This is a genomic window from Nocardia sp. NPDC059236 (assembly GCF_042754085.1).
Lineage (GTDB): Bacteria > Actinomycetota > Actinomycetes > Mycobacteriales > Mycobacteriaceae > Nocardia.
In genome coordinates, this window is record NZ_JBHZAF010000013.1 from 15947 (window position 1) to 38501 (window position 22555).

The 22555-nt window shown below is 69.4% G+C and carries 19 protein-coding genes; 9 read left to right on the forward strand and 10 right to left on the reverse strand.

The genetic code is table 11. The annotated features are described in order from the left end of the window. Positions 1-139: 139 nt before the first annotated feature. Positions 140-967 carry a class I SAM-dependent methyltransferase gene (locus tag ACFXIV_RS29855; protein WP_379402908.1) on the forward strand — a complete coding sequence of 276 codons (828 nt, stop codon included), beginning with the start codon at positions 140-142 and terminating at the stop codon, positions 965-967. On the opposite strand, the gene ACFXIV_RS29860 is transcribed toward ACFXIV_RS29855, so the two are convergent. Both ACFXIV_RS29860 and ACFXIV_RS29865 read right to left on the reverse strand, forming a co-directional pair. Next, a complete protein-coding gene (locus tag ACFXIV_RS29860; RefSeq protein ID WP_379402909.1) occupies positions 929-1231 on the reverse strand; it encodes a hypothetical protein in 303 nt (100 codons plus the stop codon). The two genes, ACFXIV_RS29855 and ACFXIV_RS29860, sit on opposite strands and share 39 nt — an antisense overlap. 203 nt (positions 1232-1434) lie before the next feature. Next, the gene (locus tag ACFXIV_RS29865) at positions 1435-1638 is read right to left on the reverse strand and encodes a hypothetical protein (RefSeq protein WP_379402910.1); all 204 of its coding nucleotides are present in this window, start codon (positions 1636-1638) and stop codon (positions 1435-1437) included. 239 nt (positions 1639-1877) lie between these two features. Here ACFXIV_RS29865 and ACFXIV_RS29870 point away from each other — a divergent pair, with 239 nt between their 5' ends. Then, positions 1878-3311 carry an aldehyde dehydrogenase gene (locus ACFXIV_RS29870; RefSeq protein WP_379402911.1) on the forward strand — a complete coding sequence of 478 codons (1434 nt, stop codon included), beginning with the start codon at positions 1878-1880 and terminating at the stop codon, positions 3309-3311. Positions 3312-3377: 66 nt separating this feature from the next. Here ACFXIV_RS29870 and ACFXIV_RS29875 read toward each other — a convergent pair whose 3' ends face one another. The 3 genes from ACFXIV_RS29875 to ACFXIV_RS29885 all read right to left on the reverse strand — a co-directional run bounded on the left by ACFXIV_RS29875 (position 3378) and on the right by ACFXIV_RS29885 (position 7803). After that, positions 3378-5204 (reverse strand): phosphoenolpyruvate carboxykinase (GTP), encoded by a 1827-nt coding sequence (locus ACFXIV_RS29875; protein ID WP_379402912.1) that lies wholly within the window; start codon positions 5202-5204, stop codon positions 3378-3380. A gap of 169 nt (positions 5205-5373) precedes the next feature. Then, complete coding sequence (locus ACFXIV_RS29880) at positions 5374-7089, reverse strand: hypothetical protein (RefSeq protein WP_379402913.1); 1716 nt, start codon at positions 7087-7089, stop codon at positions 5374-5376. A gap of 45 nt (positions 7090-7134) precedes the next feature. Next, positions 7135-7803: a hypothetical protein gene (locus ACFXIV_RS29885; RefSeq protein WP_379402914.1), complete on the reverse strand. Its 669-nt coding sequence runs from the start codon at positions 7801-7803 to the stop codon at positions 7135-7137. A 240-nt stretch (positions 7804-8043) separates the two neighbouring features. Here ACFXIV_RS29885 and ACFXIV_RS29890 point away from each other — a divergent pair, with 240 nt between their 5' ends. From ACFXIV_RS29890 to ACFXIV_RS29905, 4 genes are read left to right on the forward strand one after another with little or no spacing between them, the layout of a single operon-like run. Beyond that, positions 8044-9417 (forward strand): lipase family protein, encoded by a 1374-nt coding sequence (locus ACFXIV_RS29890; protein ID WP_379402915.1) that lies wholly within the window; start codon positions 8044-8046, stop codon positions 9415-9417. Between the two features lie 58 nt (positions 9418-9475). Further along, complete coding sequence (trmB, locus tag ACFXIV_RS29895) at positions 9476-10309, forward strand: tRNA (guanosine(46)-N7)-methyltransferase TrmB (RefSeq protein WP_379402916.1); 834 nt, start codon at positions 9476-9478, stop codon at positions 10307-10309. Further along, positions 10306-11076, forward strand: a complete 771-nt coding sequence (locus ACFXIV_RS29900; protein ID WP_364609557.1) for an NYN domain-containing protein — start codon at positions 10306-10308, stop codon at positions 11074-11076. The genes trmB and ACFXIV_RS29900 overlap by 4 nt, the downstream gene beginning before the upstream one ends. Further along, positions 11076-14348: an MMPL family transporter gene (locus tag ACFXIV_RS29905; protein WP_379402917.1), complete on the forward strand. Its 3273-nt coding sequence runs from the start codon at positions 11076-11078 to the stop codon at positions 14346-14348. Before ACFXIV_RS29900 ends, ACFXIV_RS29905 begins: the two co-directional genes overlap by 1 nt. Before the next feature lie 179 nt (positions 14349-14527). Here the strand turns inward: ACFXIV_RS29905 and ACFXIV_RS29910 are convergent, their stop codons facing one another. From ACFXIV_RS29910 to ACFXIV_RS29930, 5 genes are all read right to left on the reverse strand, one after another. Further along, positions 14528-15343, reverse strand: a complete 816-nt coding sequence (locus ACFXIV_RS29910) for an alpha/beta fold hydrolase (protein WP_379402918.1) — start codon at positions 15341-15343, stop codon at positions 14528-14530. A 74-nt stretch (positions 15344-15417) separates the two neighbouring features. Further along, on the reverse strand, positions 15418-16059 hold the full coding sequence (locus ACFXIV_RS29915) for a DUF1707 domain-containing protein (RefSeq protein WP_379402957.1): 642 nt from the start codon (positions 16057-16059) through the stop codon (positions 15418-15420). Between the two features lie 108 nt (positions 16060-16167). After that, entirely contained in the window at positions 16168-16830 is a 663-nt protein-coding gene (locus tag ACFXIV_RS29920; RefSeq protein WP_379402919.1) for a response regulator, read from the reverse strand. A gap of 37 nt (positions 16831-16867) precedes the next feature. Beyond that, a complete protein-coding gene (macS, locus tag ACFXIV_RS29925) occupies positions 16868-18052 on the reverse strand; it encodes a MacS family sensor histidine kinase (protein ID WP_379402920.1) in 1185 nt (394 codons plus the stop codon). Between the two features lie 2 nt (positions 18053-18054). Then, positions 18055-19314: an AI-2E family transporter gene (locus ACFXIV_RS29930; protein WP_379402958.1), complete on the reverse strand. Its 1260-nt coding sequence runs from the start codon at positions 19312-19314 to the stop codon at positions 18055-18057. 110 nt (positions 19315-19424) lie between these two features. Here ACFXIV_RS29930 and ACFXIV_RS29935 point away from each other — a divergent pair, with 110 nt between their 5' ends. From ACFXIV_RS29935 to ACFXIV_RS29945, 3 genes are all read left to right on the forward strand, one after another. Beyond that, on the forward strand, positions 19425-20942 hold the full coding sequence (locus ACFXIV_RS29935) for an adenylate/guanylate cyclase domain-containing protein (protein WP_379402959.1): 1518 nt from the start codon (positions 19425-19427) through the stop codon (positions 20940-20942). A gap of 4 nt (positions 20943-20946) precedes the next feature. Then, a complete protein-coding gene (locus tag ACFXIV_RS29940; protein ID WP_379402921.1) occupies positions 20947-22092 on the forward strand; it encodes a YbhN family protein in 1146 nt (381 codons plus the stop codon). 79 nt (positions 22093-22171) lie between these two features. Further along, complete coding sequence (locus ACFXIV_RS29945; RefSeq protein WP_379402922.1) at positions 22172-22555, forward strand: DUF3054 domain-containing protein; 384 nt, start codon at positions 22172-22174, stop codon at positions 22553-22555.

Genomic DNA, 22555 nt, shown 5'->3' on the forward strand with positions numbered 1-22555 from the left:
TGGGCTCCACCATATAGCCCGCCCGCCCGTTCCGGGCCAGCAGCGGTCATCCGACCTGCACGTGCCGCGAATCGATGCCGGGGTGCGAGGTTGCGAGCGGGTGTCCGGGCCGGTGCGCGGCTGTGCGAAACTTGCCGCCGTGCTTCGAGCCGATCAGACCAGACCGCGCCGCCCGCGATTCGCCCGCCGGGCGACGCTGCGCCGGTCGCTACGGCTGCTGAGCAGCTTCCGGTTCGAGCAGACCGATCCGGCCGTGTTCTACGGCGGGGTGGCGGCCGATACCGCCGATCTGGTGTCGGACTTCTACCGGGATCTGACCGGGAAGTCGCTGCGCGGGACGATCGTGCTGGATGTGGGCGGCGGTCCGGGCTATTTCGCGGAAGAGTTCGGCCGGGCGGGAGCCCGCTACCTGCCGGTGGAGCCGGATCCGTCGGAGATGCACGCGGCCGGTCTGCGGGTCGCGGGCTCGGTGCGCGGGTCGGGAATGGCGCTGCCGTTCCGCGATGACGCGGTGGAGGTCTGCATCTCCTCGAATGTGGCCGAGCACGTGCCGCAGCCGTGGGTGATGGCCGCGGAGATGCTGCGGGTCACCAAACCCGATGGCCTCATGGTCTTTTCGTACACGGTGTGGCACGGGCCGTTCGGCGGCCACGAGACCGGGCCGTGGCATTACCTGGGCGGGGAGTACGCGGCGCGGCGGTATCGGCGCAAGCACGGGCGGGAGCCGAAGAACCGTTTCGGGCGGTCACTGTTCGCGGTGCGGGCGGCCGAGGGGGTGCGGTGGGCGCGCGAAACTCCGGACGACATCGGGATTCTCGCGGTGTTCCCGCGCTATCACCCGCGCTGGGCCTGGTGGATGGTGCACGTCCCGGTACTGCGGGAGCTGCTGGTCAGCAACCTGGTCGTGGTGGCGACCAAGCGGCCGCGGTCAGCCTATGGAGAATCCGCGCCGCCAGATCCGGCGTAGGCCGGTGCAGGGTTCGGGTTCGCCCCACGGTGACTCCTGGGTAGCCAACCCGACCGTCTCCAAGGCGGTCAGCCCGACCTGACCGGCGAGGGCGTTCACGGTGGCAACCGCTTCGGCCGCCTGTAATGCGGCGGCGGCTTGCTCGGTGGTCAGGGTCCGGCCCGGCAGGAAGGACACCACCCAACCGCCTGCGCCGACGCTTTTCGCCTGATGCGGCGTGAGATCACTGGTCATCAGCGATCTGCCGACCACTTGCACCGCCATGACTCGGACTCCCCTGTGCGGTAACGGTTCATGAATCGAGCGAGCTATCCACGGTAGCTATAAAGCATGCTCGCTGCGGCTGCCGAATGCAATAGTGCGTTCGGTGAAAAGCGAACCAACAGGTCGGAATTCGATAGTGCGGACTGCTACCAGTTTGCCACAAGGATGCGGAATGGCTTACACCCCTGCACATCCAGAGCGGATCAGTCCTCGGGCAACTGAAGTCGCAGGACGGGTTGCCCTTTCCGGACCGTCGGATAGGTCGCCTCCACCACCTCGACGCGCCACCCCGGCGGCAGCACCCGCTGCAACTGACCCGCAGCCCGCTGCATAGGAGTGCTGGCGCCCGGTGAGTCGACATCGGACAGCTCACCGAGCAGGAAGTCGTCGAGGCGCACATCGGACATGCGGGGGATCTACCTTTCGAAGAGCTAATAAATAGCAACCGACCGGATTGGTGGAGAAAGGTGTACTGGGCCGAGCATAAGCCACGGCCTGGCAACCCCGAATCCGAATCAGGTTTCGCCGCACCGGTAACCGGGCGGCTTAGAAACCGAGGAGTCCCATTTCAAAGAAGATCCCGGTCAGCGGGACATTTGCCCCCATGCGGGGGACAGCGCCGAACGCAAAACTGTAACGTGTTCTCATGGAGTACCAGAGTCTGTTCATCGGTGGCCGCTGGACCGCGCCGGCCGGCGCCGACACCCTGCCCGTCGTCTCGCCCGCAACCCTGGAAACCGTCGGCAGCGTGCCCGTCGTCACCCGCGCCGACGTCGACGCCGCGGTCGCCGCGGCCCGCCGGGCCTTCGACAGCGGACCCTGGCCGGCCACCCCACCGGAGGAGCGCGCCGCCCTGCTGACCCGCGTCGTCGCCCTGCTCGATCAGAAGGCCGGCGACCTCACCGCCGCCCTCTCCGCCGAGATGGGCGCGCCCGCCCTGGCCGCGAGCACCCTCAACTACGTCCCCGCCCGCGCCACCCTCGACTTCTGCGCCGGACTCGGAAAGTCCTTCCCCTGGACCGAATCTCGCACCGGTCTGTTCGGCACCACCCGGGTCTCCCGCGAACCGGTCGGTGTGGTCGCCGCCGTGATCGCCTGGAATGTCCCGCTCTTCCTGGCCGTCAACAAGCTCGCGCCCGCCCTGCTGGCCGGCTGCAGCGTCGTCCTCAAGCCCGCGCCGCTCACCCCGCTGGCCGCCAACCTGCTCGCCGACATCTTCGCCGAGGCCGGGCTGCCCGAGGGCGTGCTGTCGGTGCTGCCCGCCGAGGCCGACGCCGCCGAATACCTGGTCTCCCACCCGGGCGTGGACAAGGTCACCTTCACCGGCAGTACCGCGGTCGGCCGCAAGATCGCCGCCATCGCGGGCAGCCAGCTCAAGCGCTGCTCGCTGGAACTGGGCGGCAAATCCGCCGCGATCCTGTTGCCCGACATGGACATTGCCGACATGCCCAAGCTCGCCTTCGCGGGCCTGATGAACAGCGGCCAGGCCTGCGTGGCCCAGACCCGCATCCTCGCCCCGCGCGGCCGCTACGATGAAATCCTCGACGCCCTCACCGCTTCCGTGGGCCTGTTCCCGGTCGGCCTGCCCGATGACCCCAATGCCCAACTGGGCCCGCTCATCTCGGAGAAGCAGCGCGAGCGCGTCGAGGGCTACATCGCCAAGGGCCAGGACGAGGGCGCGCGCCTGATCCTGGGCGGCGACCGCCCCGCCGACCTCCCCGGCTGGTACGTCCGCCCCACCGTCTTCGCCGACGTCACCAACGCCATGACCATCGCCCGCGAGGAGATCTTCGGCCCGGTCCTCTCGGTCCTCCCCTACGACACCGAGGAGGAGGCCGTCGCCATCGCCAACGACAGCGACTACGGCCTCGCCGGCTCGGTCTGGACCACCGACATCGAACACGGCGCCGCCATCGCGGCCAAGGTCCGCACCGGCACCTACGCCATCAACTGGTACGCCTTCGACCCCTGCGCCCCCTTCGGCGGCTACAAGACCTCCGGCATCGGCCGCGAGAACGGCCCCGAGGGCCTCGACGCCTACTGCGAGCAGAAGTCCCTGCTGATGCCCATGGGTTCCTGACCCACCCGCAGAGACAAAACGGCTCGCCCGCACTCACAGTGCGGGCGAGCCGTTTTCGTCATGTCTTCAGGCGAGACGCTGCTTCAGGGCCTCGAACTCGTCGCGGATGCCGGAGGGCAGCTTGTCGCCGATGAACTCGAACCACTCCTCGATCAGCGGGATCTCCCGCTTCCACTCCTCGACGTTGACCGCGAGCGCCTCGTCGACGTCGGCGGTGTTCACGTCCAGGCCCTCGAGGTCGAGGTTGGTGGCGGCCGGGACATTGCCGATCGGGGTGGCTTCGGCCTCCGCGGTGCCCTCGATGCGGTTGACGATCCACTCCAGCACGCGGGAGTTCTCGCCGAAGCCGGGCCACAGGAAGCGGCCGTCCTCGCCGCGGCGGAACCAGTTGACGTAGAAGATCTTCGGCAGCTTCTGGGCGTCGGCGTTCTTGCCGAGGTTGATCCAGTGGCCGATGTAGTCACCCACGTGGTAGCCCATGAACGGGATCATGGCCATCGGGTCGCGGCGCACGGTGCCGACCTTGCCCTCGGCGGCGGCGGTCTGCTCCGAGGACAGGGTGGCGCCCATGAACACGCCGTGCTGCCAGTCGAAGGACTCGGTCACCAGCGGGACGGTGGTCTTGCGGCGGCCGCCGAAGAGGATGGCCGAGATCGGCACGCCCTGCGGGTCGTCCCACTCGGGGGCCAGGGTCGGGCACTGCGACATCGGGGTGCAGTAGCGCGAGTTCGGGTGCGCGGCCAGGGTTTCCGACTCGCGCTCGTACCAGTCGTTGCCCTTCCAGTCGATCAGGTGATCGGGCTGACCCTCCAGGCCCTCCCACCACACGTCGCCGTCGTCGGTCAGCGCGACGTTGGTGTAGACGGTGTTGCCCGCGTCGATGGTGGCCATCGCGTTGGGGTTGGAGGAGTGGTTGGTGCCGGGCGCGACGCCGAAGAAGCCGAACTCCGGGTTGACGGCATAGAGTTGCCCGTCCTTGCCGAAGCGCATCCACGCGATGTCGTCGCCGAGGGTCTCGGCGCGCCAGCCCGGAATGGTCGGCTGGATCATGGCGAGGTTGGTCTTACCGCAGGCCGACGGGAACGCGGCGGCCACGTAGTACGCCTTGTTCTCCGGCGAGATCAGCTTGAGGATGAGCATGTGCTCGGCCAGCCAGCCCTCGTCGTGCGCCATGGCCGAGGCGATGCGCAGCGAGTAGCACTTCTTGCCCAGCAGCGCGTTGCCGCCGTAACCCGAACCGTAGGACCAGATTTCGCGGTCCTCGGGGAAGTGGGTGATGTACTTGGTGTCGTTGCACGGCCACGGCACGTCGGCCTGGCCCTCGGCCAGCGGCGCGCCCAGTGAGTGCAGCGCCTTCACGAACGGCCGGTCGGTGCCGAGCTTCTCCAGGGCGGCCTTGCCGGCGCGGGTCATCACGCGCATCGACACCACGACGTACTCGGAGTCGGTGATCTCGACGCCCAGCTTCGGGTCCTCGGCGCCCAGCGGGCCCATGCAGAAGGGCACCACGTACATGGTGCGGCCCTTCATGGAGCCGCGGTACAGCTCGGTCATGGTGGCGCGCATCTCGGTCGGGTCGACCCAGTTGTTGGTCGGACCGGCGTCGGCCTCGGTCTTCGAGCAGATGTAGGTGCGGGATTCGACGCGGGCGACGTCGGAGGGGTCGGAGAGGGCGAGGAACGAGTTGGGCTTCTTGCTCTCGTTCAGCTTCTTGAAGGTGCCCGCCTCGACCAGCTTGGTGGTGAGGACATCCCACTCCTCGTCGGAACCGTCCGACCAGACCACGCGGTCGGGCTGGGTGAGTTCTGCGACCTCCTGTACCCAGGCAAGCAGTTCCTTGTGCTCGGTGGGCGCGGTGCCATCGTGAAGACCAGGAATGGTCGCTGAGGTCATGAAAACTCTCCTGAGATGGGCAGCCCCGGTGTCATCGAGCCGAGGACCACGGCTCGCGACACCGAGTGCCACCAATTGCGGCAGGGCTCCCGCTGGTCTCGACGCTTGCCCGTACCGGCTGGACGCGCGTACAAGAACGCAACGGATGCCCTGGTTCCTGCCATAGAGGTTAACGCCATATATCGGGGTGTACGGAATCGGGTTGTCCACTCGGTACCGGGTCGAAACCTCCGACCAGCCGCTGAGCGAATTCGAGTGCGGCCAGGTCACGGTCGCATGCCAGCAGTAAAGCGGGGCGCCGCTGCGCCGCCTGCCGCAATTGCGCCTCCAATTCACCGACCCGCAGATCGGTTTCCACCATCCGCGCGGTGGCACTGCCGAGCACCTCGTCGGTGAGCCGTTCCTCGGCGTCGACCAGGGCGGTGGCGACCCGCTGTTCCAGCTGCGCCCGGGCGTCGACCAGCGTGTCCGCCACCCATTGCCGCAGGTGAGCGTGATCGGCGAGGTGCCGGCGGGCGCGCACCACCCAGCCCGCGGCGGCGGCACCGAGGAGCAGACTGACCGGCACGATCGCGAAGTCGAAGGCCTGCAGCAGGGCCAGCGGCGCCACCACCAGCCGGCCCAGTCCGAAGCCGGCCGAGGCGCCGAGCGCGATCACCAGGTGGTCCTCCGCACCTCGTAGCCGCGGGCCCGGCGTGGGAACCGCCCTCGACACCCGTTCCGCGGGTGCCGGAAAAGATATATGCCATTCCTCCGCGACGGATTCTTCGACCTGACGGCACAATTCGCCGATCCGGGAGCGAATCGAGCGATCCATCTCCTGTGTGAGTTTTTCCACAGAATCGCTCACATGCCGCGGAAATTCGGCGTCTGCGCTGCGCGGCAGGCGTTCGATTTCGGCCCGCAGCTCCCCGTGCAGCGCCCGGATTCTGGCTCCGACCTCGTGCAACAGATCCACTCGCGCCAACTGCAGCCGATTCCGCACGATCGTCATGGCCGAGCCCCGCCCGCCGTCACTCACCGCCAGCAGCCGCGCCCGCTCCTCTCGCAGTCCCGCCACATCCCCGCCGTCCCGCAGCTTCCCGAGCTGCGCCCGGATCCGCCGCCGCGTCTCGGCCACCACCCGCTCCCGCACGATCGCCACCTGATCCCCCACCGCTCCCGCCCCGGCCGCCGCCACCAGCCGCGCGTGCAACAGCCCCACCCCTGACCGGTCCAGCAGCGCCGGATCCCCCGCCGCCCGCGCCACCGCCGCCATCCGCGCCGACACCGGCACGATCTCCGCCCCGCTCTCGCCACCGGCCTTCGCCAGCAGCTCGACACCCAGCTTCCGCACCTCCCGCCACTGCCGATGCGCGTGAATCCCATCCAGCGCGAACACGATCCGCGTCCCGTCCGCCCGCAGCGCCCGCACCCGCGCCAGCATTTCGCCCCCGATCAGCGCCCCGGCGTCGAGCACGACGAGCGCCACCGGACACGGGCGCGCCCCGGGTCCCGCGCCGGTCGCGGACGCCGGATCGGCGTCCTCGGTGTCGGCTCCGGCCGCTGTGACGACGATGAGGTCGATACGCGGCTGGAACCGAGCCAACTCGACTCGCAATGCCGCCGCGTGCGACTCGTCGCCGCTGAGGAGCGCGATCGCGGTGACTCCGGCCCGCGGCTCCGGGACAATCGCCCGCAGCAGGGCCAGACCGTGCGGATTCCAGCGCATGACAACGGCTTCCACCGCCGCGGGCAGCTCGGCCGGCGATGCGGGAGGTTCAGCGACGGGTGCACCGCCCCGGACGGACCGGTCCGCATCGGCCGGGGCCGGCCGCTGCAACGGCGGCAGTTCGAGCCCGTGCAGCGGCGGCGAGTCAGCGGGGCGGGGTTCGGGGATCAACACCGCTGATTCGTATCCGGCGGCGTATTCGGCTTGGCCCCAGGCGAATCAATCGCCGAGCGCGGCGGCGACGGCCTCGTAGCGGCGGTGGAGTTCGTGGTGTAGGGGCTCTATTCCGCTGGCGCAGTGGAGGATCTGCAGCAGCAGCTGCGGGGGCAGGGTGGGGTGGCGGCGGAGGGCTGTGAGGGCGCAGGAGACGCCGAAGAGGTCCCAGCGGTCCAGCAGGGCTCGGCGGGATTCCAGGTCGGGGGCAAGGTCGGGAGCGGTGAAGAGGTCGTGCGAGAGGGTGAGGGGCGGGTCGGGGCGGTCGCGATGGCGGTGGAGAGTCCGGAGGTCGGCGTCGGTGAGGGTGCCCGAGCGGGTGCGCGCGGCGAGGGACGCGACCACCGGGAAGACGGGCAGACCGAGTTCGGCGGTGAGGTCGGCGGCCGCCGCGGCGGCGTCGGGCCAGCGGGCGCCGATGGCATCGGCCTTGTTGAGTACCACAAGGGCGCGGTCCGGGTGGACGGTGGCGAGCAGGCGGCGGTCGGCGTGGCCGGCCAGGCCGGGGAGAACATAGAGGACGAGATCGGCGTCGAGTGCGGGGTCCGGTTGCCCGGGCTGGTCGACCGGCCGGGTTTCTTCAGCGGTGAGCAGCGACAGTGCATGTCGCAGGGTGGTTTTGCCCGCTCGGGCCCGGCCCGTCACCTGGATGCGCGGAGATCGCCCGACCGGCACGCGGGCAGCCTAGCCGGAAGCCCCTGGGCGCGTGGGCATTTCGGATCACAAACACGCAGGTCAGGCGGTGAGGAAGCAGACCGGTCCGGGTCCTTCTGTGCGCCCGCACAATTCGACGCAACCGCTCTTCACAGACACCTGGGATTGCCCTACTCTGGCGATTCGGTCGGCATCAGGGCCGATGCACGGCTGCGGCGATCCCTCTCGGTCCACGGCCGGGCGCGACGAGGGGAGGTGGCGATGACCGTCAATGCGGACGTCATCGAATCATCCGGGACACCGGGCCCGCAAGGGACACTACGACCGGCAGCGGCCGGGCAGCCGAGCAGCCGCCCGCTGCCGCCGGGCCGGGACCCCTTCTTCCATCCGCCGCGCGGGTTCGCCCGCCACGCGGCGGGCACGATTCTGCGCAGCCGCCCGGTCGACATCGCGCTGTTCGGCCTGGTGCCGCAACACGTGACGGCCTGGCAGCTGCTGTACCGCAGCCAGGATCTGCACGGCCGGCCCGAGGTCGCGGTCACCACCGTGCTGCTGCCCGAGGGCGCCGAACCGGATGCGGAGCGCCCGCTGCTGGCGTTCCAGACCGCCATGGACGCCGTGACCGACCGCTGCGCCCCGTCCTACGCGCTGCAGCGCGGCGCCCTGTCCCCCGGTTCCATCACCCAGCTCGAATGGCTGCTGGTCGCGAACGCGCTGCGCCGCGGGTGGGCGGTCAGCATCGCCGATCATGAAGGGCCGCAGGGGAATTTCGGCGTGGCGCGCGAGCCCGGCTACCGCGGTCTCGACGGTGTCCGCGCCGCACTGCGTTTCGCGCCGCTGGGTCTGCGTGCGGACACCCGGGTGGCCGTGTGGGGCTATTCCGGTGGCGGCATGGCCAGTTCGTGGCTGGTGGAGATGGCTCCCGAGTACGCGCCCGAGCTGAATATCGTCGGGGCGGTGCTGGGCGCGCCGGTCGGCGATCCCCGCCACGTCTTCCTGAACCTGAACGGCGGCCTGTTCGCGGGCTTTCCGGCGATCGTGATCGCCGCGCTGCAGCAGGTCTACCCGGCGCTGGCCGAGGTGGTGCGCCGCGACTTCACCCCCGAGGGCCGTCGCCTGCTGGACCGCGCCCGTTCCCTGGGCCCGATCGCGGTGCTGCCGCTGCTGGTGGGCCGCCGCATGGACGACTGTCTGCGGCGTCCGCTGGCGGAGATCCTGCCGGATCTCGAGGACATGTTCGACGAGCTGCGCCTGGGCAATCGCACGCCCGCGTGCCCGGTGCTGGTGGTGCAGCCGGTGCACGACCAGGTCATCGACGCCGCGGGCATCGACGGTCAGGTCGAGCGGTACCGGGCGGGCGGCGCGGCGGTCTGGTACGTCCGCGATCGCCTCAGCGAGCATTTCTCACTACTGCCGCTGGCGACCCCGATGAGCCTGGACTGGCTGGCCGATCGGCTGGCCGGGAAGACTCTTACCGAACCCACAACCAAGACCGTCTGGTCGGTCGCGCTGTCCCCGGCACACTGGCGCGGCATGGTGGAAATGGCAACTACCGCAATGCGAGTCACCCTCGGACTGCCGCTGCGCCCGGCCGCCGCACCGGCGTCCGGCGAGGTCTCGGGCCTGGCAGCCTGAGTGATCGCGGTCGCGGCAACCGTGGTCGATTGCTGCGCGAACTATCCGGTACTGGACAATGGACGCCGTGAACGACGCCGCGAACCACACTGCCGAGCCAGTTCCCGGGCCGCGGTCCGCCCAGGCCAACGGTGACGCCGATCACTCGGAGACCGCCATCGGCCGGCCGGATCGGCCCGCGGGCAACCGCCTCTATCCCCGGGTCACCAGTTTCCGTGCCCGCCGCGGCGCGGTATCGCCCGCACGCCAGGACGCCTGGGATCGGGTGTGGCCGGTGATCGGCAAGGACGTCTCCGACGAAAAGCTGGACGCCGACGCCTGGTTCGGGCGCTCGGCGCCGCTGATCATCGAGATCGGCTGTGGCACCGGCACCGCCACCGCGGCCATGGCGCAGGCCGAGCCGCAGTTCAACCTGATCGGCATCGAGGTCTACAAGCCGGGTCTGGCCCAGCTGGTGCAGCGCGTCGAGCGCGAGGGCATCGACAACCTCCGGCTGCTGCGCGGCGATGCCGTGGATGTCCTGGAAAATATGATTGCTCCCGAATCGCTGACCGGGGTGCGCGTGTTCTTCCCGGACCCGTGGCCGAAGGCGCGCCACCACAAGCGGCGGCTGTTGCAGCCGGAAACCTTCGCACTCATCGCAAGTCGGCTGATTCCGGGCGGCGTGTTGCATGTGGCGACCGACCATGCGGACTACGCCGAGTGGATCGGCCTGTACGGAAATGCGGAACCCCAGCTCATCGGCATGAACGAGCCGACCGGAGGGGATCCCGAGGCCTACCGGAACAGAGCACCGATTGGTTTCGAACGCCCGATTACCAAGTTCGAAAGCAAAGGACTCCGCGCGGGTAGCGCCATCACCGAGTTCATCTGGGGGAAGATCGAATCATGAGCGTCAGTGAGATGGCCCACGGTGTGTCGGAAGTTGCCGGAATAATGCACGGCACCGATTCGACCGAACTATCGGGCACCACAGGGCTCCACGGCAATGCCGGGGTCGCCCTGGGCGGCACCGCCACCGATGTGCGCCGCGTCCTATTGGTCTGGGATGCGCCGAACCTCGACATGGGCCTGGGCGCCATCCTCGGCGGACGCCCGACCGCCGCCTATCGCCCGCGCTTCGACGCGCTCGGCCGCTGGCTGCTGGCCCGCACCGCGGAACTGTCGGTGGGCAGCACCACCCGGGTCGAGCCCGAGGCCACGGTCTTCACCAATATCGCCCCCGGCACCGCCGATGTGGTGCGCCCCTGGGTCGAGGCACTGCGCAATGTCGGCTACGCCGTCTTCGCCAAACCCAAGATCGACGAAGACTCCGATGTCGACAGCGACATGCTCTCCCACATCGAACTACGCCGTCGCGGCGCGGGTCTGGCCGGGATCATGGTGGCCTCCGCCGACGGGCAGGCGTTCCGCGCCCCGCTCGAGGAGATCGCCGGCTCCGGCGTGCCTGTTCAGGTGCTGGGTTTCCGCGAGCACGCGAGTTGGGCGGTCACGTCGGATATTCTCGAGTTCATCGACCTCGAGGACATCCCGGGCGTGTTCCGTGAACCGCTGCCCCGGGTCAGCCTCGACTCGCTGCCCGACGAGGGTGCGTGGCTGCAGCCGTTCCGGCCGCTGTCGGCCCTGCTCACCTCCCGCCCCGCTCAAGGAGTCGCTTAGTGTTCACCCGCTGGGGCGACCTGGTCTACAAGCTGCGCTACACCGTGCTCGGTGTTGTCGTGGCCGCAATGCTCTCGCTCGGAGCCTTCGGATTCGGGCTGGAGGACCATCTCAGCTCCAGCGGATGGTTCGACCCGAACTCCCAGTCCTCTCAGGCCGCGGTCCTGAAGGACCAGGTGTACGGGCGCGATCACAACAGCGACGTGGTGGTGCTGTACACCGCGCCGGACGGCAGCACCGTCGATGATCCCGCGTGGAATCAGAAGATCATCGACAACCTGAACAACCTGCCGGTGAAGTACCCGGAGATCGGTCAGGTCAACGGCTCGCCGTGGAAGACCGACACCGGCCAGCAGCTGGCCCAGGCCGCCAGCCAGGACCGCAAGCACGCCTTCGCCTCCATCGCCATCAAGGGCGACAACGACACCGACATGGTGCGGAACTACCGGAAGGTGAAGGACGCCTTCTACATTCCGGACGTCAAGGTCGAGGTCGCCGGTCTGCAGCCGGTCGCGGGCACGCTGCAGGACACGATGGCAAGCGACCAGCGGCGCATGGAGATCATCGCTCTTCCGGTGGTCGCGATCCTGCTGTTCTTCATCTTCGGTGGTGTGGTCGCCGCCGCGCTGCCGCTCATCATCGGTGGTCTGACCATCATCGCCGCCAATGGCGTGATCATGGCGCTGACCAAATTCACCGAGGTGAATTCCTTTGTGGGCGGCGTCGTTACGATGATCGGCCTCGGTCTGGCCATCGACTACGGCCTCTTCATCGTCAGCCGCTTCCGCGAGGAAGTGGCGGAGGGCTACGACACCAAGGCCGCAGTGCGGCGAAGCATCATGACCGCGGGCCGCACCGTCACGTTCTCGGCAACCATGATCATCGGTGCGGCCGCGGGCATGTTGCTGTTTCCACAGGGCTTCCTGAAATCGGTTGCCTACGGCACCATTGCGGCGGTGGGGCTGGCCGCAATGTCGGCGCTCACCATCCTGCCCGCGCTACTCAGCATTTTGGGTCCGCGCGTGGACGCGCTGGGCCTCAAGTGGTTCCGTAAGAACAAGACCGCGGACGAGGTCGAGAACGGCTACTGGGGCCGGCTCACCGCGTGGGTGATGAAGCACCCGCTCAAGGTGGCGATTCCGCTCACAGTCGGCCTGCTGCTGCTCATCATCCCGGTGAAGAATCTGGCGTTCGGCGGGATCAGCGAAACCTATCTGCCGCCGGACAATCCGACTCGCCTGGCGCAGCAGCACTTCGACGAGACCTTCCCGCTGCGCAAGGCCGACCCGGTCCAGCTGGTCATCATCACGAACAATCCGAAGGACATCGGCACGATCCTCAACGAGGCCAACCAGGCCCGAGGGCTCCAGCCGAAGACCACATTCTCACTTCCGCAGACTCCGCCGAACGGCTCCAATGTATGGAGCACCTCACGACCGGTGGAAAAGGGCGCGGACATCAAGGAAACCATCGACGATCTGCGGTCGATAGATGTCCCGGACAGCGCCGAGGTGATGATCACCGGCACGCCGGTCATGATGCAGGACAGCATCGACACGCTGGTCGATCGCATGCCGCTGATGATCGTTCTCGTGGTCTTCGTGACCGGCCTGCTGATGTTCCTGACGTTCGGCTCACTGGTGCTGCCACTCAAGGCCGCGCTCATGAGCGCGCTCGGGCTGGGCTCGACGCTGGGCATCCTGACCTGGATCTTCATCGACGGCCACGGTTCGGGTCTGCTGAACTTCACACCACAGCCGATCATGTCGCCAGTTCTGGTGCTGATCATCTCGGTCATCTACGGCCTATCCGTGGACTACGAGGTATTTCTGTTGTCCCGCATGGTCGAAGCCCGCGCCCAGGGTGCGAGTACGACCGAGGCGGTGCGCGCAGGTACGGCCCAGACGGGCCGCCTGATCACCGCCGCCGCGCTCATCCTGCTGGTGGTCACGGGCGCGTTCGCGTTCTCCGACCTGGTGATGATGCAGTACATCGCCTACGGCATGGTGGCGGCGCTGTTCATCGACGCGACCGTGCTGCGCATGCTGCTGGTGCCGGCCACCATGAAGCTGCTCGGCGACGACTGCTGGTGGGCGCCCAAGTGGATGAAGAAGATTCAGCAGAAGATCGGCCTGGGCGAGCCCATCCTCGACGATGAGCGGCCCGGCGGCGGCGAGGTGGTCGACCTGGTGAAGACCACCCCGATCACCGACCCGGTCACCATGCAGATCCCGATCCTGTCCGACGGCACCGCCGCCCCGGCGCGGTCGCGCAAGCCGCGCCCGGCCCGCACCGTCGATGTGGACAGCGAGGCCCCGACCCAGCGCATCGACAAGGTCGAGCGGGCCCAGCCCGTTCAGCCCGCGGAGCCCGCCCAGCGCACCGAGTCCCCGCAGACCCCCGAGCCGACGCGGCCCGCCGACAGCTCCGCGGCGGCCCCGGCCCCGGAGACCAAGCGCGCGTCCGGATTCCCGTCCGCCGCCATGCGTCCCGGCCACGGCGTCACCCCGTCGACCACTGCGGCGCCGGCCTTCGCCAAGCCCGTCGGCATCGGTGAGCCCGCCCTCGCGCCGCCCGCGCCGGTCAGCGAAATCGGTATCGCCGCACCGGCGGAGGTCACCCCGCCGCTCGCCCCCCGGCGCATCAGCGCGGCCGCGGAGGACGCGCCGACCACCGATCTCGGTTCCGGCCGCACCGGTCTGGGCGCCAACCCCACCGGTCCGGGCGCGGCCCGCGGCCCGATGGCTCCGCACCCCATCGGCGACTTCGCTTCTCCCGCACGGGGATCCGCGAATGCCGGTGGCGGGCTGCCGCAGCGTACGCCCGAGGCCGTGGCCCCGCCGGTCGCCCCCGTGAACCCGATGCCGTCGGTCTCGCAGCCGGGAGCGCCTGCCGCGCCCGCGGATTCGCAGCCGCCCGCACCGGTGGTCGGTTCGGAGCGGGTGCTGCCGCCGCCGACGCCGAAGATCCCGCCCCATCCGGCGACCCGGGCACAGCTGTACCAGCCGCACCCGCCGGAGCCGGAGCAGAGCGAGCCCACCGAACAGCTCGCGGAAACCGCTGCCGAGGAACAGCATCCGACGCACCACGCCGCGCAGGATGCGCCGCAGGACGGCCCCGGCCGCAGCAGCATCGAGCAGTGGATGTCGGATCTGCGCTCCTCACGGCGCCGCCCGCCCGCCGAGAATCCGGACGAGGACGCCAAGCATCGGGGCGGCGACGGACGCACGGTGAGCGTCAACGAGCTGCTCCGCCGCCAGAACCACGACTGATACGCGGACAACAGGAAGGCCCGGCCGAATCGGCCGGGCCTTCCTTTTTCAGCGGTCACGCGAGACGAGCGCCAGAGTCCATGTCGGCGAAGGCCGGCGAAGGCACCGGGTGCAATCGCGGCTGGGGGTATGGAGGGGATCGGTGAGTCGGACGAGGAGGCTCAGGTGCTCGCTGCGGGTCAGGCGGGGTGGGCGGGCGTCGCGGCGCGGGCGATGGTGGCGCGGATCTCGGCGGTGATCAGATCCGGGGCCTCGAGCATGGGGACGTGGCCGAGATCGGGCAGGGTGCGCACATCGACGATCCGGGTGGGGGTCAGCGGGGCGTAGACGTGGGGCGGGAGCACGCGGTCGCGGTCGGGCAGCAGGATGCTGGTGGGCATGTCCAGTTCACTCAGCCGGGTGAAACCCGTTGGAAGATCCGGATCTTCGGCCAGGTCATCGACGATGGCGCATTCGGTGATGGCCGCGGTCATCGCCTTGGCCAGGTGATTCGGCACCAGGGCGGGACGATCGGCGAGCAGCGGGAGCAGCAGGCTGCGCAGCAGCGAGGGCATGCTCGGCCGGCGGTCGGGTCCCAGGCCGATGAGCGGGCCGAAGGCCCGGAACTTGCGCAGCAGCGAATCAGCGGCGGCAGGCGTGCGCCACAGGCCCGCGGGGGCGATGGCGGTGCAGGATCGGGCGCGGCCGCGGGCGGCGAGTTCCAGCGCGATCCAGCCACCCAGCGAGTTGCCCGCGATATGCGCGGTGTCCCAACCGGATTCGTCGAGCAGGCGCTCACAGTGGTCGGCCAGGCCGGCCACGGTGGCGGGCCGGGCGGCCTCGGGTCCGCCCCAGTGGCCGGGGAGGGTGGGGGCGAGCACGGTGTGCCCGGTGGCCAGCTCGTCTAGCACCGCGCCCCAGGACTGCCAGGTGAGCAGGACACCGTGCAGCAGGAGCAGCGGCTCGCCGCCGCCCGATCGATGCGCTGCCTCCGGGGTCGCGACGCCTTCCACCATGTGCGTGACCCTACCGCCCGGATCCGCCCGCCGCCGCGCTCGATTCCGCGGCACTGTGGCCTCGGGCACGGCGGTCACGCACCGTTGAGGAACCGCTTCCAGTTGGTTCCGAACGGGTGCTTGGCGGTGACGGAGCTGAACCGCAGCGTGCCGTGCACGACCAGGTGCAGCGGCCCGATGGGCGGGCCGGTGCGCACCTTGGTGTTGGCGCTGGAGCCGATCAGGTCGATGGCATTGAGGTCCACGGTGGCCTCGGCCGGCACGATCAGTTCGATCGAACTGCAGGTGTCGTTCACGTGGATCTCCACCACCTGGGTGGACATGACGGCCTGGGTGAAGTCCAGGCGCACGCTGCCCAGCATGCTGTTGATCGCCAGCGCCGGCGGCACGTGCCAGGCGCCCTTGCGCTCCACGCTCGACAGCCGCGCGCGAATCACATTGGAGGGCACGGCCGGTGGCATCCGGTGCGCGGTCGCGTACCGGGGCGGCGGCTGCACGAAATGCTGCCCGGCGGGGGCGGGCTGCCCGACCAGCCGGACGCCCGGCAGATCGATCAGCACCGCATTGAGTTCGCCGCGGGTCTTGGCCGCGAGCGCGGTGTCCATGCGCTCGGTGAATTCCCCCAGCGACAGCATGCCCAGCCCGACCGCGCGCTGCAGCAGCCGGCCGACATGTTCGCGTTCGACATCGGATACCCGTAGATCCCGGTCGCCGATCATGGCGTTGCCGGTCACGATCGCGGAAACCGCTTCAGGACCTCCCATGCTTCGAGGCTAGCCAGCACGGGGCCGCCGCCGCATCAGGGCAATCCCTGAACCGTCCCCCTACTCGAGGCCCTGCTCGATGGCGTAGCGGGTCAGCTCGACGCGATTGCCGAGCTGCAGTTTGCGCAGCGTGGACTGCACGTGGTTCTCCACGGTGCGGTGACTGAGCCCGAGCCGGGTGGCGATCTGCTTGGCGGACAAGCCCTTCGCCACCATGCGCAGCACCTCGGTCTCGCGATCGGTGAGGGCGGGGCGGTGCGGTTCGCCGCGTTCGGCAGGGGTGCCGGCGATCCGGCGGAACTCGCCCAGGACCAGACCGGCCAGGCCCGGGGTGAAGACGGCCTGTCCCGCCGCGGTGGCGCGGACGGCGTCCAGCAGTTCGGTGGCCGAGGCGCTCTTGACCAGGTAGCCGGTGGCGCCGGCCTTGATGGCGTCGAGCACGTCGTCGCGTTCGGCGGAGGCCGACAGCACCAGCACCCGGGTGCGCGGGGAGACCCGCAGCACCTCGGCGGTGGCGTCGGCGCCGTTGCCGTCGGGGAGCTGCATGTCCATGAGCACGACCGCCGGTTGCACGGCACTCGCGCGGGCCCCGGCGGCGCGCACGCCGTCGGCGGTGGCGACCACGTCGAATCCGGCCTCGGCCAGGTCGCGGGCGACCCCGTCCCGCCAGATCGGGTGGTCGTCCACCACCATCACCGTGATTCCGGCATCCGATTCGGTCATGTCCGCCTCCGATCTCATTGTGGCCGTTCGAGGGCTCTCAGTGTCGCGGTTCCAGGGGCACGCGGAACTCCCATTCCGCGCCCTCACCGTCCGCGGGCGCCGCCTCGAACAGCAGCTGTGCGGTGCCGCCGAGGGCGGCGATGCGCCCGACGATGGACCGCGAAACACCCATGCGCCCTTGCCCTTCGGCCTCGGCGAGTCGGCCGGGCGGAATGCCGGGGCCGTCGTCGCGCACGCTCACGATGAGCTCGTCGCCGGTATCTTCCAGCAGCACATACGCTTTCGCGCCCGGTCCCGCGTGCTGGACCACATTGGCGAGGGCGGCGGCCACGGCGGCGGCGACCTCGCGCGCCGCCCAGTGGCCCAGCGGCACCGGATGACCGGGGGTGGAGACGAACACGGACGGGGTGGCCTGGGCGGTGAGCAGCGGTCGCAGATCCTCCTCCGCGCCCCCGGCGTCGGTGCGATCGCCCTGTTCGGAGATGAGTACCCGCAGCGCCACCTCCTGCTCGCCCGCGCGCCGCGCCAGTTCGGCTGTCGGGCCGCCGATTTCATTGCCGCGGCGCTTGATATAGCTGAGTACCTGCAGGACTCCGTCGTGCACCTCGCGGGCCAGGCGTTCGCGTTCCTGGGCGGCGGCGGTGAGCCGGACGGCGCGCTGCAGCTGCGCGTGCGCGCGGCGGGCGGTATCGGAGGCCAGGCCCAGCGCGAGGCCCACCGAGATCAGGACGGGCAGCGTCGCGTCACGCCACACGTCGAAGTCCCATTGCGCCCGTGCGGTGATGACGGCGGCGGAGATGAGCAGCCCCGAGCAGATGCCGCCGAACGGTCCCCACAGAATCGCCGCGGAGACAACGGCATTGGCGGCCCAGAGCGTGGTGGGCAGGGTCTGATGGTGGTGATACCAGTCGTAGGGCGCGACCAGCCGGGTCGCGAAGATCAGGGCGATGACCGCGAGATGGTCGCCGACCACCACGGCCGTGCGCACCCGCGGCTCGTGCCGGATCCGCCACTGCGACAACAGCACCGCCGAGATACCCGACCACACCGCCATCACGGCGATCAGCGCCCAGCTCAGCCGCTGATTGCTGTAGTACGACACCGAGGCGATCTGCTGGCCCACCGCGTACAGCAGGGTGACCAGCCGGAACGCCTGCACGGCCCGCCACAGCGGCGCGGTGGCCGCCCAGGCGGGATCCGGCTCCGCCTGCCCCCGGGTCACCGTCAGTCCCCGGCGTCCCCGCTGCCGCCCGCGGGCTTCGGGGGCGTCTCGTGGTCGTCCTCGGCCACGGGCACCGGCACCTTGTAGCGGTCCGGATCGGGAGTATCGGGTTCGGCGCTGAACATGGGTTTGGTCGGGTCGCCGGTGTGCAGGTCCTGGTAGAGCTCGTCGGGCGAGTCGGCCAGCAGCGAGCGCAGGGCGGTATTGAGCACCGCCACGAACGGCACCGCGAGCAGACCGCCCGCGAGACCCGCCAGCACCACGCCCGCCGCGATGGCGAGCACCACGGCCAGCGGATGGATACGGACCGCGCGGCCCATCAGCAGCGGTTGCAGCACATGGCCTTCCAGCTGCATGACCGCCACCGTGATGCCCAGCACGATGAGCGCGGTGACGATGCCCTTGGTCATGAGCGCGATGAAGACCGCCACCGAACCGGCGATGAACGAACCCACGATCGGGATGAACGCACCGATGAAGACCAGCGAGGCCAGCGGAAGCGCCAGCGGCACATTGAGAATGGCCAGGCCCGCGCCGATACCGATGGCGTCCACCGCCGCCACCATGACGGTGGCCCGGACGAAGCCGGTCAGCGTGCCGAAGCCCAGCCGCCCGGCCTGACGGACCTTCGCCCGGTGCCGGGTCGGGACGATCCGGGTCACGAACTCCCAGATCTGGTCGCCGCCGTAGAGGAAGAAGATGAGGATGAACAGGGTCAGGAACGTGCCGGTGAAGAATTCACCGATGACCGTGGCGGTGGTGAGCGCCCCGTTGGTCAGCGCGTCCTTGTTCGACTCGACGGTTTTGACGATGGTGTCGCCCGCATTGCGGATCTGGTCGTTGCTCAGGTGCAGCGGACCGTTGATCAGCCAGTCCTGCACCTGGTGCACGGAGGTCTTGAACTCGTCCGACAGCTGCGGCACACCCGAGACGAACTGCTCGACGACGAAGGTCATGATTCCGGCGAGCAGACCGAGCGCCCCCACCAGCGCCACGAACACCCCGATCGCCCGCGGCACCCCGAACCGCTGCATCCAATTGACCAGCGGCGCCATCAGGGCGGCGCCCAGCAGTGCGATGGAAATCGGAATGGTGACCGTCGAGAGCCGCCGCGCCAGATAGGCCACCGCGAGCACCGCCGCGAAGATGATCAGCAACCGCCAGCACCACTCGGCGGTCTGCCGCACGATGGGATGCACCGCCTCCGCGTCGCGCCGGCGCACCACGCCGGATTCGCTCGATCTGCCGGACCCTGCCTGCACCTCGCTCACGAGGCCGAGCCTAACGGCCGAAACCTCCGCGGGCATGTACCGGCGATCTAAACGCTAGATTGGTGATCGTGTCAGCGCCCCTGGAAGCGGTCAAACAGACCATGCATACCCGCTGGCCGCTGTACTTGGCTTCGATGCTGGCGGCCAACGCCTTCGGCGCTGTCCTGGTGTGGGCCTTCATCCAGTACGGGCTGCCGGTTCCGGAGGGCGGGACCAGCGCGACCCGGCAGACCGGGCTGCTGATCCCGGGGCTGGTCTTCGTGATCGGCGGGTTCCTGAGCGTGACCGCGTCGGCGCTCATGCTGCGGCCGGTCATGCGGTGGCAGATGCGCGGCGGGCCGCCGTCGCGGCAGGAGCAGATGGCGGCGCTGCACGCCCCGCTGCGGCAGGCCATCGTGCATCTGGTGCTGTGGCTGGTCGGCGGCGGCGTGCTGGCCTCGGTCATCATCGTGCGGACCCCCGAGCTGGCCGCGGCGGTGATCGTGACCGAATGTATGGCCGCCACCATCGTTTTCGGCTTCACCTACATGCTGGGCGAGCGGATCCTGCGGCCGGTCGCGGCCGAGGCGCTGACCACGGGGGCCTTCGACCACACCCTGACCGCGGGCGTCGGCACCCGGATGGCCATGACCTGGGGCATGGGCACCTTCGCGCCGACGATTGCCATCGTGCTGCTGTGCGTCACCCAGATTTCTTCTCGCGTCCAGTTTTCCGCGCAATCGCTGGCCGTCTCGATTCTGCTGTTGTGCGGTGTGGTGATCATGCAGGCGCTGGCGCTTTCCATGCTCACCGGCTCTTCCATTTCCGATCCGATTCGCCAGCTCAGCCAGGCCATCGACCGCGTGCAGGAGGGTGCGCGGGATGTGCAGGTCGAAGTTTTCGACGGTTCGGAAATCGGGCTGCTGCAGGTTGGCTTCAACCGAATGATGGGTGAGGCCGCCAAACGCCGGGAACTGCAGGAATTGTTCGGTCAGCATGTCGGTGAGGACGTGGCGCGCCGAGCGCTCGAGTACGGCACCGAACTCGGTGGTGAAACCCGATTCGTGGCGGTGCTGTTCGTGGATATGGTCGGTTCGACCGCGACCGCCGCGGAGCGCCCGCCGACCGAAGTGGTCAGTCTGCTCAACGAGTTCTTCCGCGTGGTGGTGGATGTCATCGACCGCAACCACGGGCTCATCAACAAATTCATGGGCGATGCCGCGCTGGCCATCTTCGGCGCCCCGCTGGACCGCCCCGACGCACCGACCGCGGCCCTCGCCGCGGCCCGTGAGCTGCGCGAAGCCCTGCGCGAGGTGGCCGGGCTGGATATCGGAATCGGCGTCTCCGCGGGGCTGGCGGTGGCCGGGAATATCGGTGGCGCAAATCGTTTCGAATACACCGTGATCGGTGATCCGGTGAACGAGGCGTCGCGCCTGACCGAACTCGCCAAGGATCGCCCGGAACGCGTCCTGACCTCGTCGAGCGCACTGTTTTTCGCCGATGAGAACGAGCAGCGGCATTGGCAGACCGGCGAGGAGGTGCAACTGCGCGGGCGCCGCCGGAAAACCCGGCTGGCCTGGCCGCGGGAAAGCATCGACCCGGCTGATGCAGACGAGGCGGCGGCGAGTTCGTTAGGCTGACGGCGTGACGGCCCATGGTGAGCTGGCCGGCGATCCTGCGCCGCCCGCGGATGACGAGCACCGTGGCAGGTTCTGGTGGGCCAAATGGGTTCTCGGCGCCGCGCTGGCGGCGTTGCTGATTTCCGAAGGCATATATCTATATCCGCGCCTGCACGAATCCTGGAAGAACCTCAGCGAAATCCACTGGGGATGGGTCGCCGCCTGCATCGTCATGGCGGCGTTTTCCATGAGTGGCTTCGGCCGCATCCAGAAACAGCTGCTGCACGCCGGCGGCGTCGAGGTGAGCCAGCGGAAATCGGTGTCGGTGGTGTACGGCTCCACCGGCATGTCGCTGACGCTGCCCGCGGGCCAGGTGTTCTCGGCGGCCTTCACCTACCGGCAGACCCGGCGCTGGGGCGCCAGCCCGATCGTGGCGTCCTGGCAGCTGGTGATGTCGGGCGTGATCGCGGCGGCCGGGCTGACGCTGCTGGGCCTGTTCGGCGCGGTGCTGTCCGGGGACCGGGTCGGCCCCGGCAAGGTGATCCTGACGCTGGGCACCGTCGCCCTGCTGATCTGGACCTTCAACTACGTCTCCCGCCACCCCGGCGGGGTGCAGGCGCTGGCGCAGCGAATCCTGCACCTGGTCAATCGGATTCGGCGCAGGCCCGCCGACGCCGGCATGGAGAAGGTGGCCGAGATCCTGACCCAGCTGGAGTCGGTGGATCTGGGCAAACGGGATGGCGCGTGGGTGGTGGTGTGGGCGCTCGTGCACCGGTTCGCCGATGTGGCCTGCCTGGGTTTCGCCTGCTACGCGGTGGGCGCGGATCCGCACTGGGCCGGGCTCATGCTGGCCTTCGCGGCCGGAAAGGCCGTGGGCACCATCCCTTTGGCGCCGGGCGGCATCGTCTATGTGGACGCCACCCTCATCTATTCGCTGACCGCGGCGGCCGGGCTGCCGGCCGCACAGGCCGTGGCGGCGGCGTTCCTCTACCGGCTGATCAGCTTCATCCTGGTGGCGATCGTCGGCTGGATCGTCTTCCTCTTCCTGTACCGCAAGCCGCAGGCCGACGACGCCGAGCTCGAGAAGGAATTCGAGGAGCGCGGCAATTCGCTGGTCACCGACCGGCGCCGGCCCAATCCGCCGGCCGATCCGGACGCGGCGTCGGCCTGACCCGCCCCCTCCGGCGTGACCGGCCAGGGTGGAGTGTCCCTGCACAGGCGTCCCCGGGACGCCCGATACCCTGTGCCGCGTGAAGAAACTCGTGCCCCTCGTCGTCGATGTCGCCCTCGTGGTCGTGTTCTGCGCGATCGGGCGGCGCAGTCACGACGAGGCGATCGGCGCGGGTCTGCTGCGCACCGTCTGGCCGTTCGGCACGGGGTTGCTGCTGGGCTGGGTGATCGCGCTGGCGGTGGCGACGGGCCGGGAAGGTGTGCGCGCGGCACGACGTTTCGACGGCCGCGCGGTGTGGCCGACCGGCGTGATCGTGTGGCTGAGCACCCTGGTCGGCGGCATGCTGCTACGTGCCGTGTCCAGTCAGGGACTCGCCGTCAGCTTCTTCCTGGTGGCAGCGACCTTCCTGGCCCTGTTCCTGATCGGCTGGCGCGCCGCCGTGCAGGTGCTGCGCTCTCGTTGA

Excerpts from the sequence above, each read along its gene's own strand:
- ACFXIV_RS29860 (WP_379402909.1), bottom strand. The coding sequence starts at position 1,231 with ATGGCGGTGCAAGTGGTCGGCAGATCGCTGATGACCAGTGATCTCACG.
- ACFXIV_RS29865 (WP_379402910.1), bottom strand. The coding sequence starts at position 1,638 with ATGTCCGATGTGCGCCTCGACGACTTCCTGCTCGGTGAGCTGTCCGAT.
- ACFXIV_RS29870 (WP_379402911.1), top strand. The coding sequence starts at position 1,878 with ATGGAGTACCAGAGTCTGTTCATCGGTGGCCGCTGGACCGCGCCGGCC.
- ACFXIV_RS29875 (WP_379402912.1), bottom strand. The coding sequence starts at position 5,204 with ATGACCTCAGCGACCATTCCTGGTCTTCACGATGGCACCGCGCCCACC.
- ACFXIV_RS29890 (WP_379402915.1), top strand. The coding sequence starts at position 8,044 with ATGACCGTCAATGCGGACGTCATCGAATCATCCGGGACACCGGGCCCG.
- trmB (WP_379402916.1), top strand. The coding sequence starts at position 9,476 with ATGGACGCCGTGAACGACGCCGCGAACCACACTGCCGAGCCAGTTCCC.
- ACFXIV_RS29900 (WP_364609557.1), top strand. The coding sequence starts at position 10,306 with ATGAGCGTCAGTGAGATGGCCCACGGTGTGTCGGAAGTTGCCGGAATA.
- ACFXIV_RS29910 (WP_379402918.1), bottom strand. The coding sequence starts at position 15,343 with ATGGTGGAAGGCGTCGCGACCCCGGAGGCAGCGCATCGATCGGGCGGC.
- ACFXIV_RS29920 (WP_379402919.1), bottom strand. The coding sequence starts at position 16,830 with ATGACCGAATCGGATGCCGGAATCACGGTGATGGTGGTGGACGACCAC.
- ACFXIV_RS29935 (WP_379402959.1), top strand. The coding sequence starts at position 19,425 with ATGCATACCCGCTGGCCGCTGTACTTGGCTTCGATGCTGGCGGCCAAC.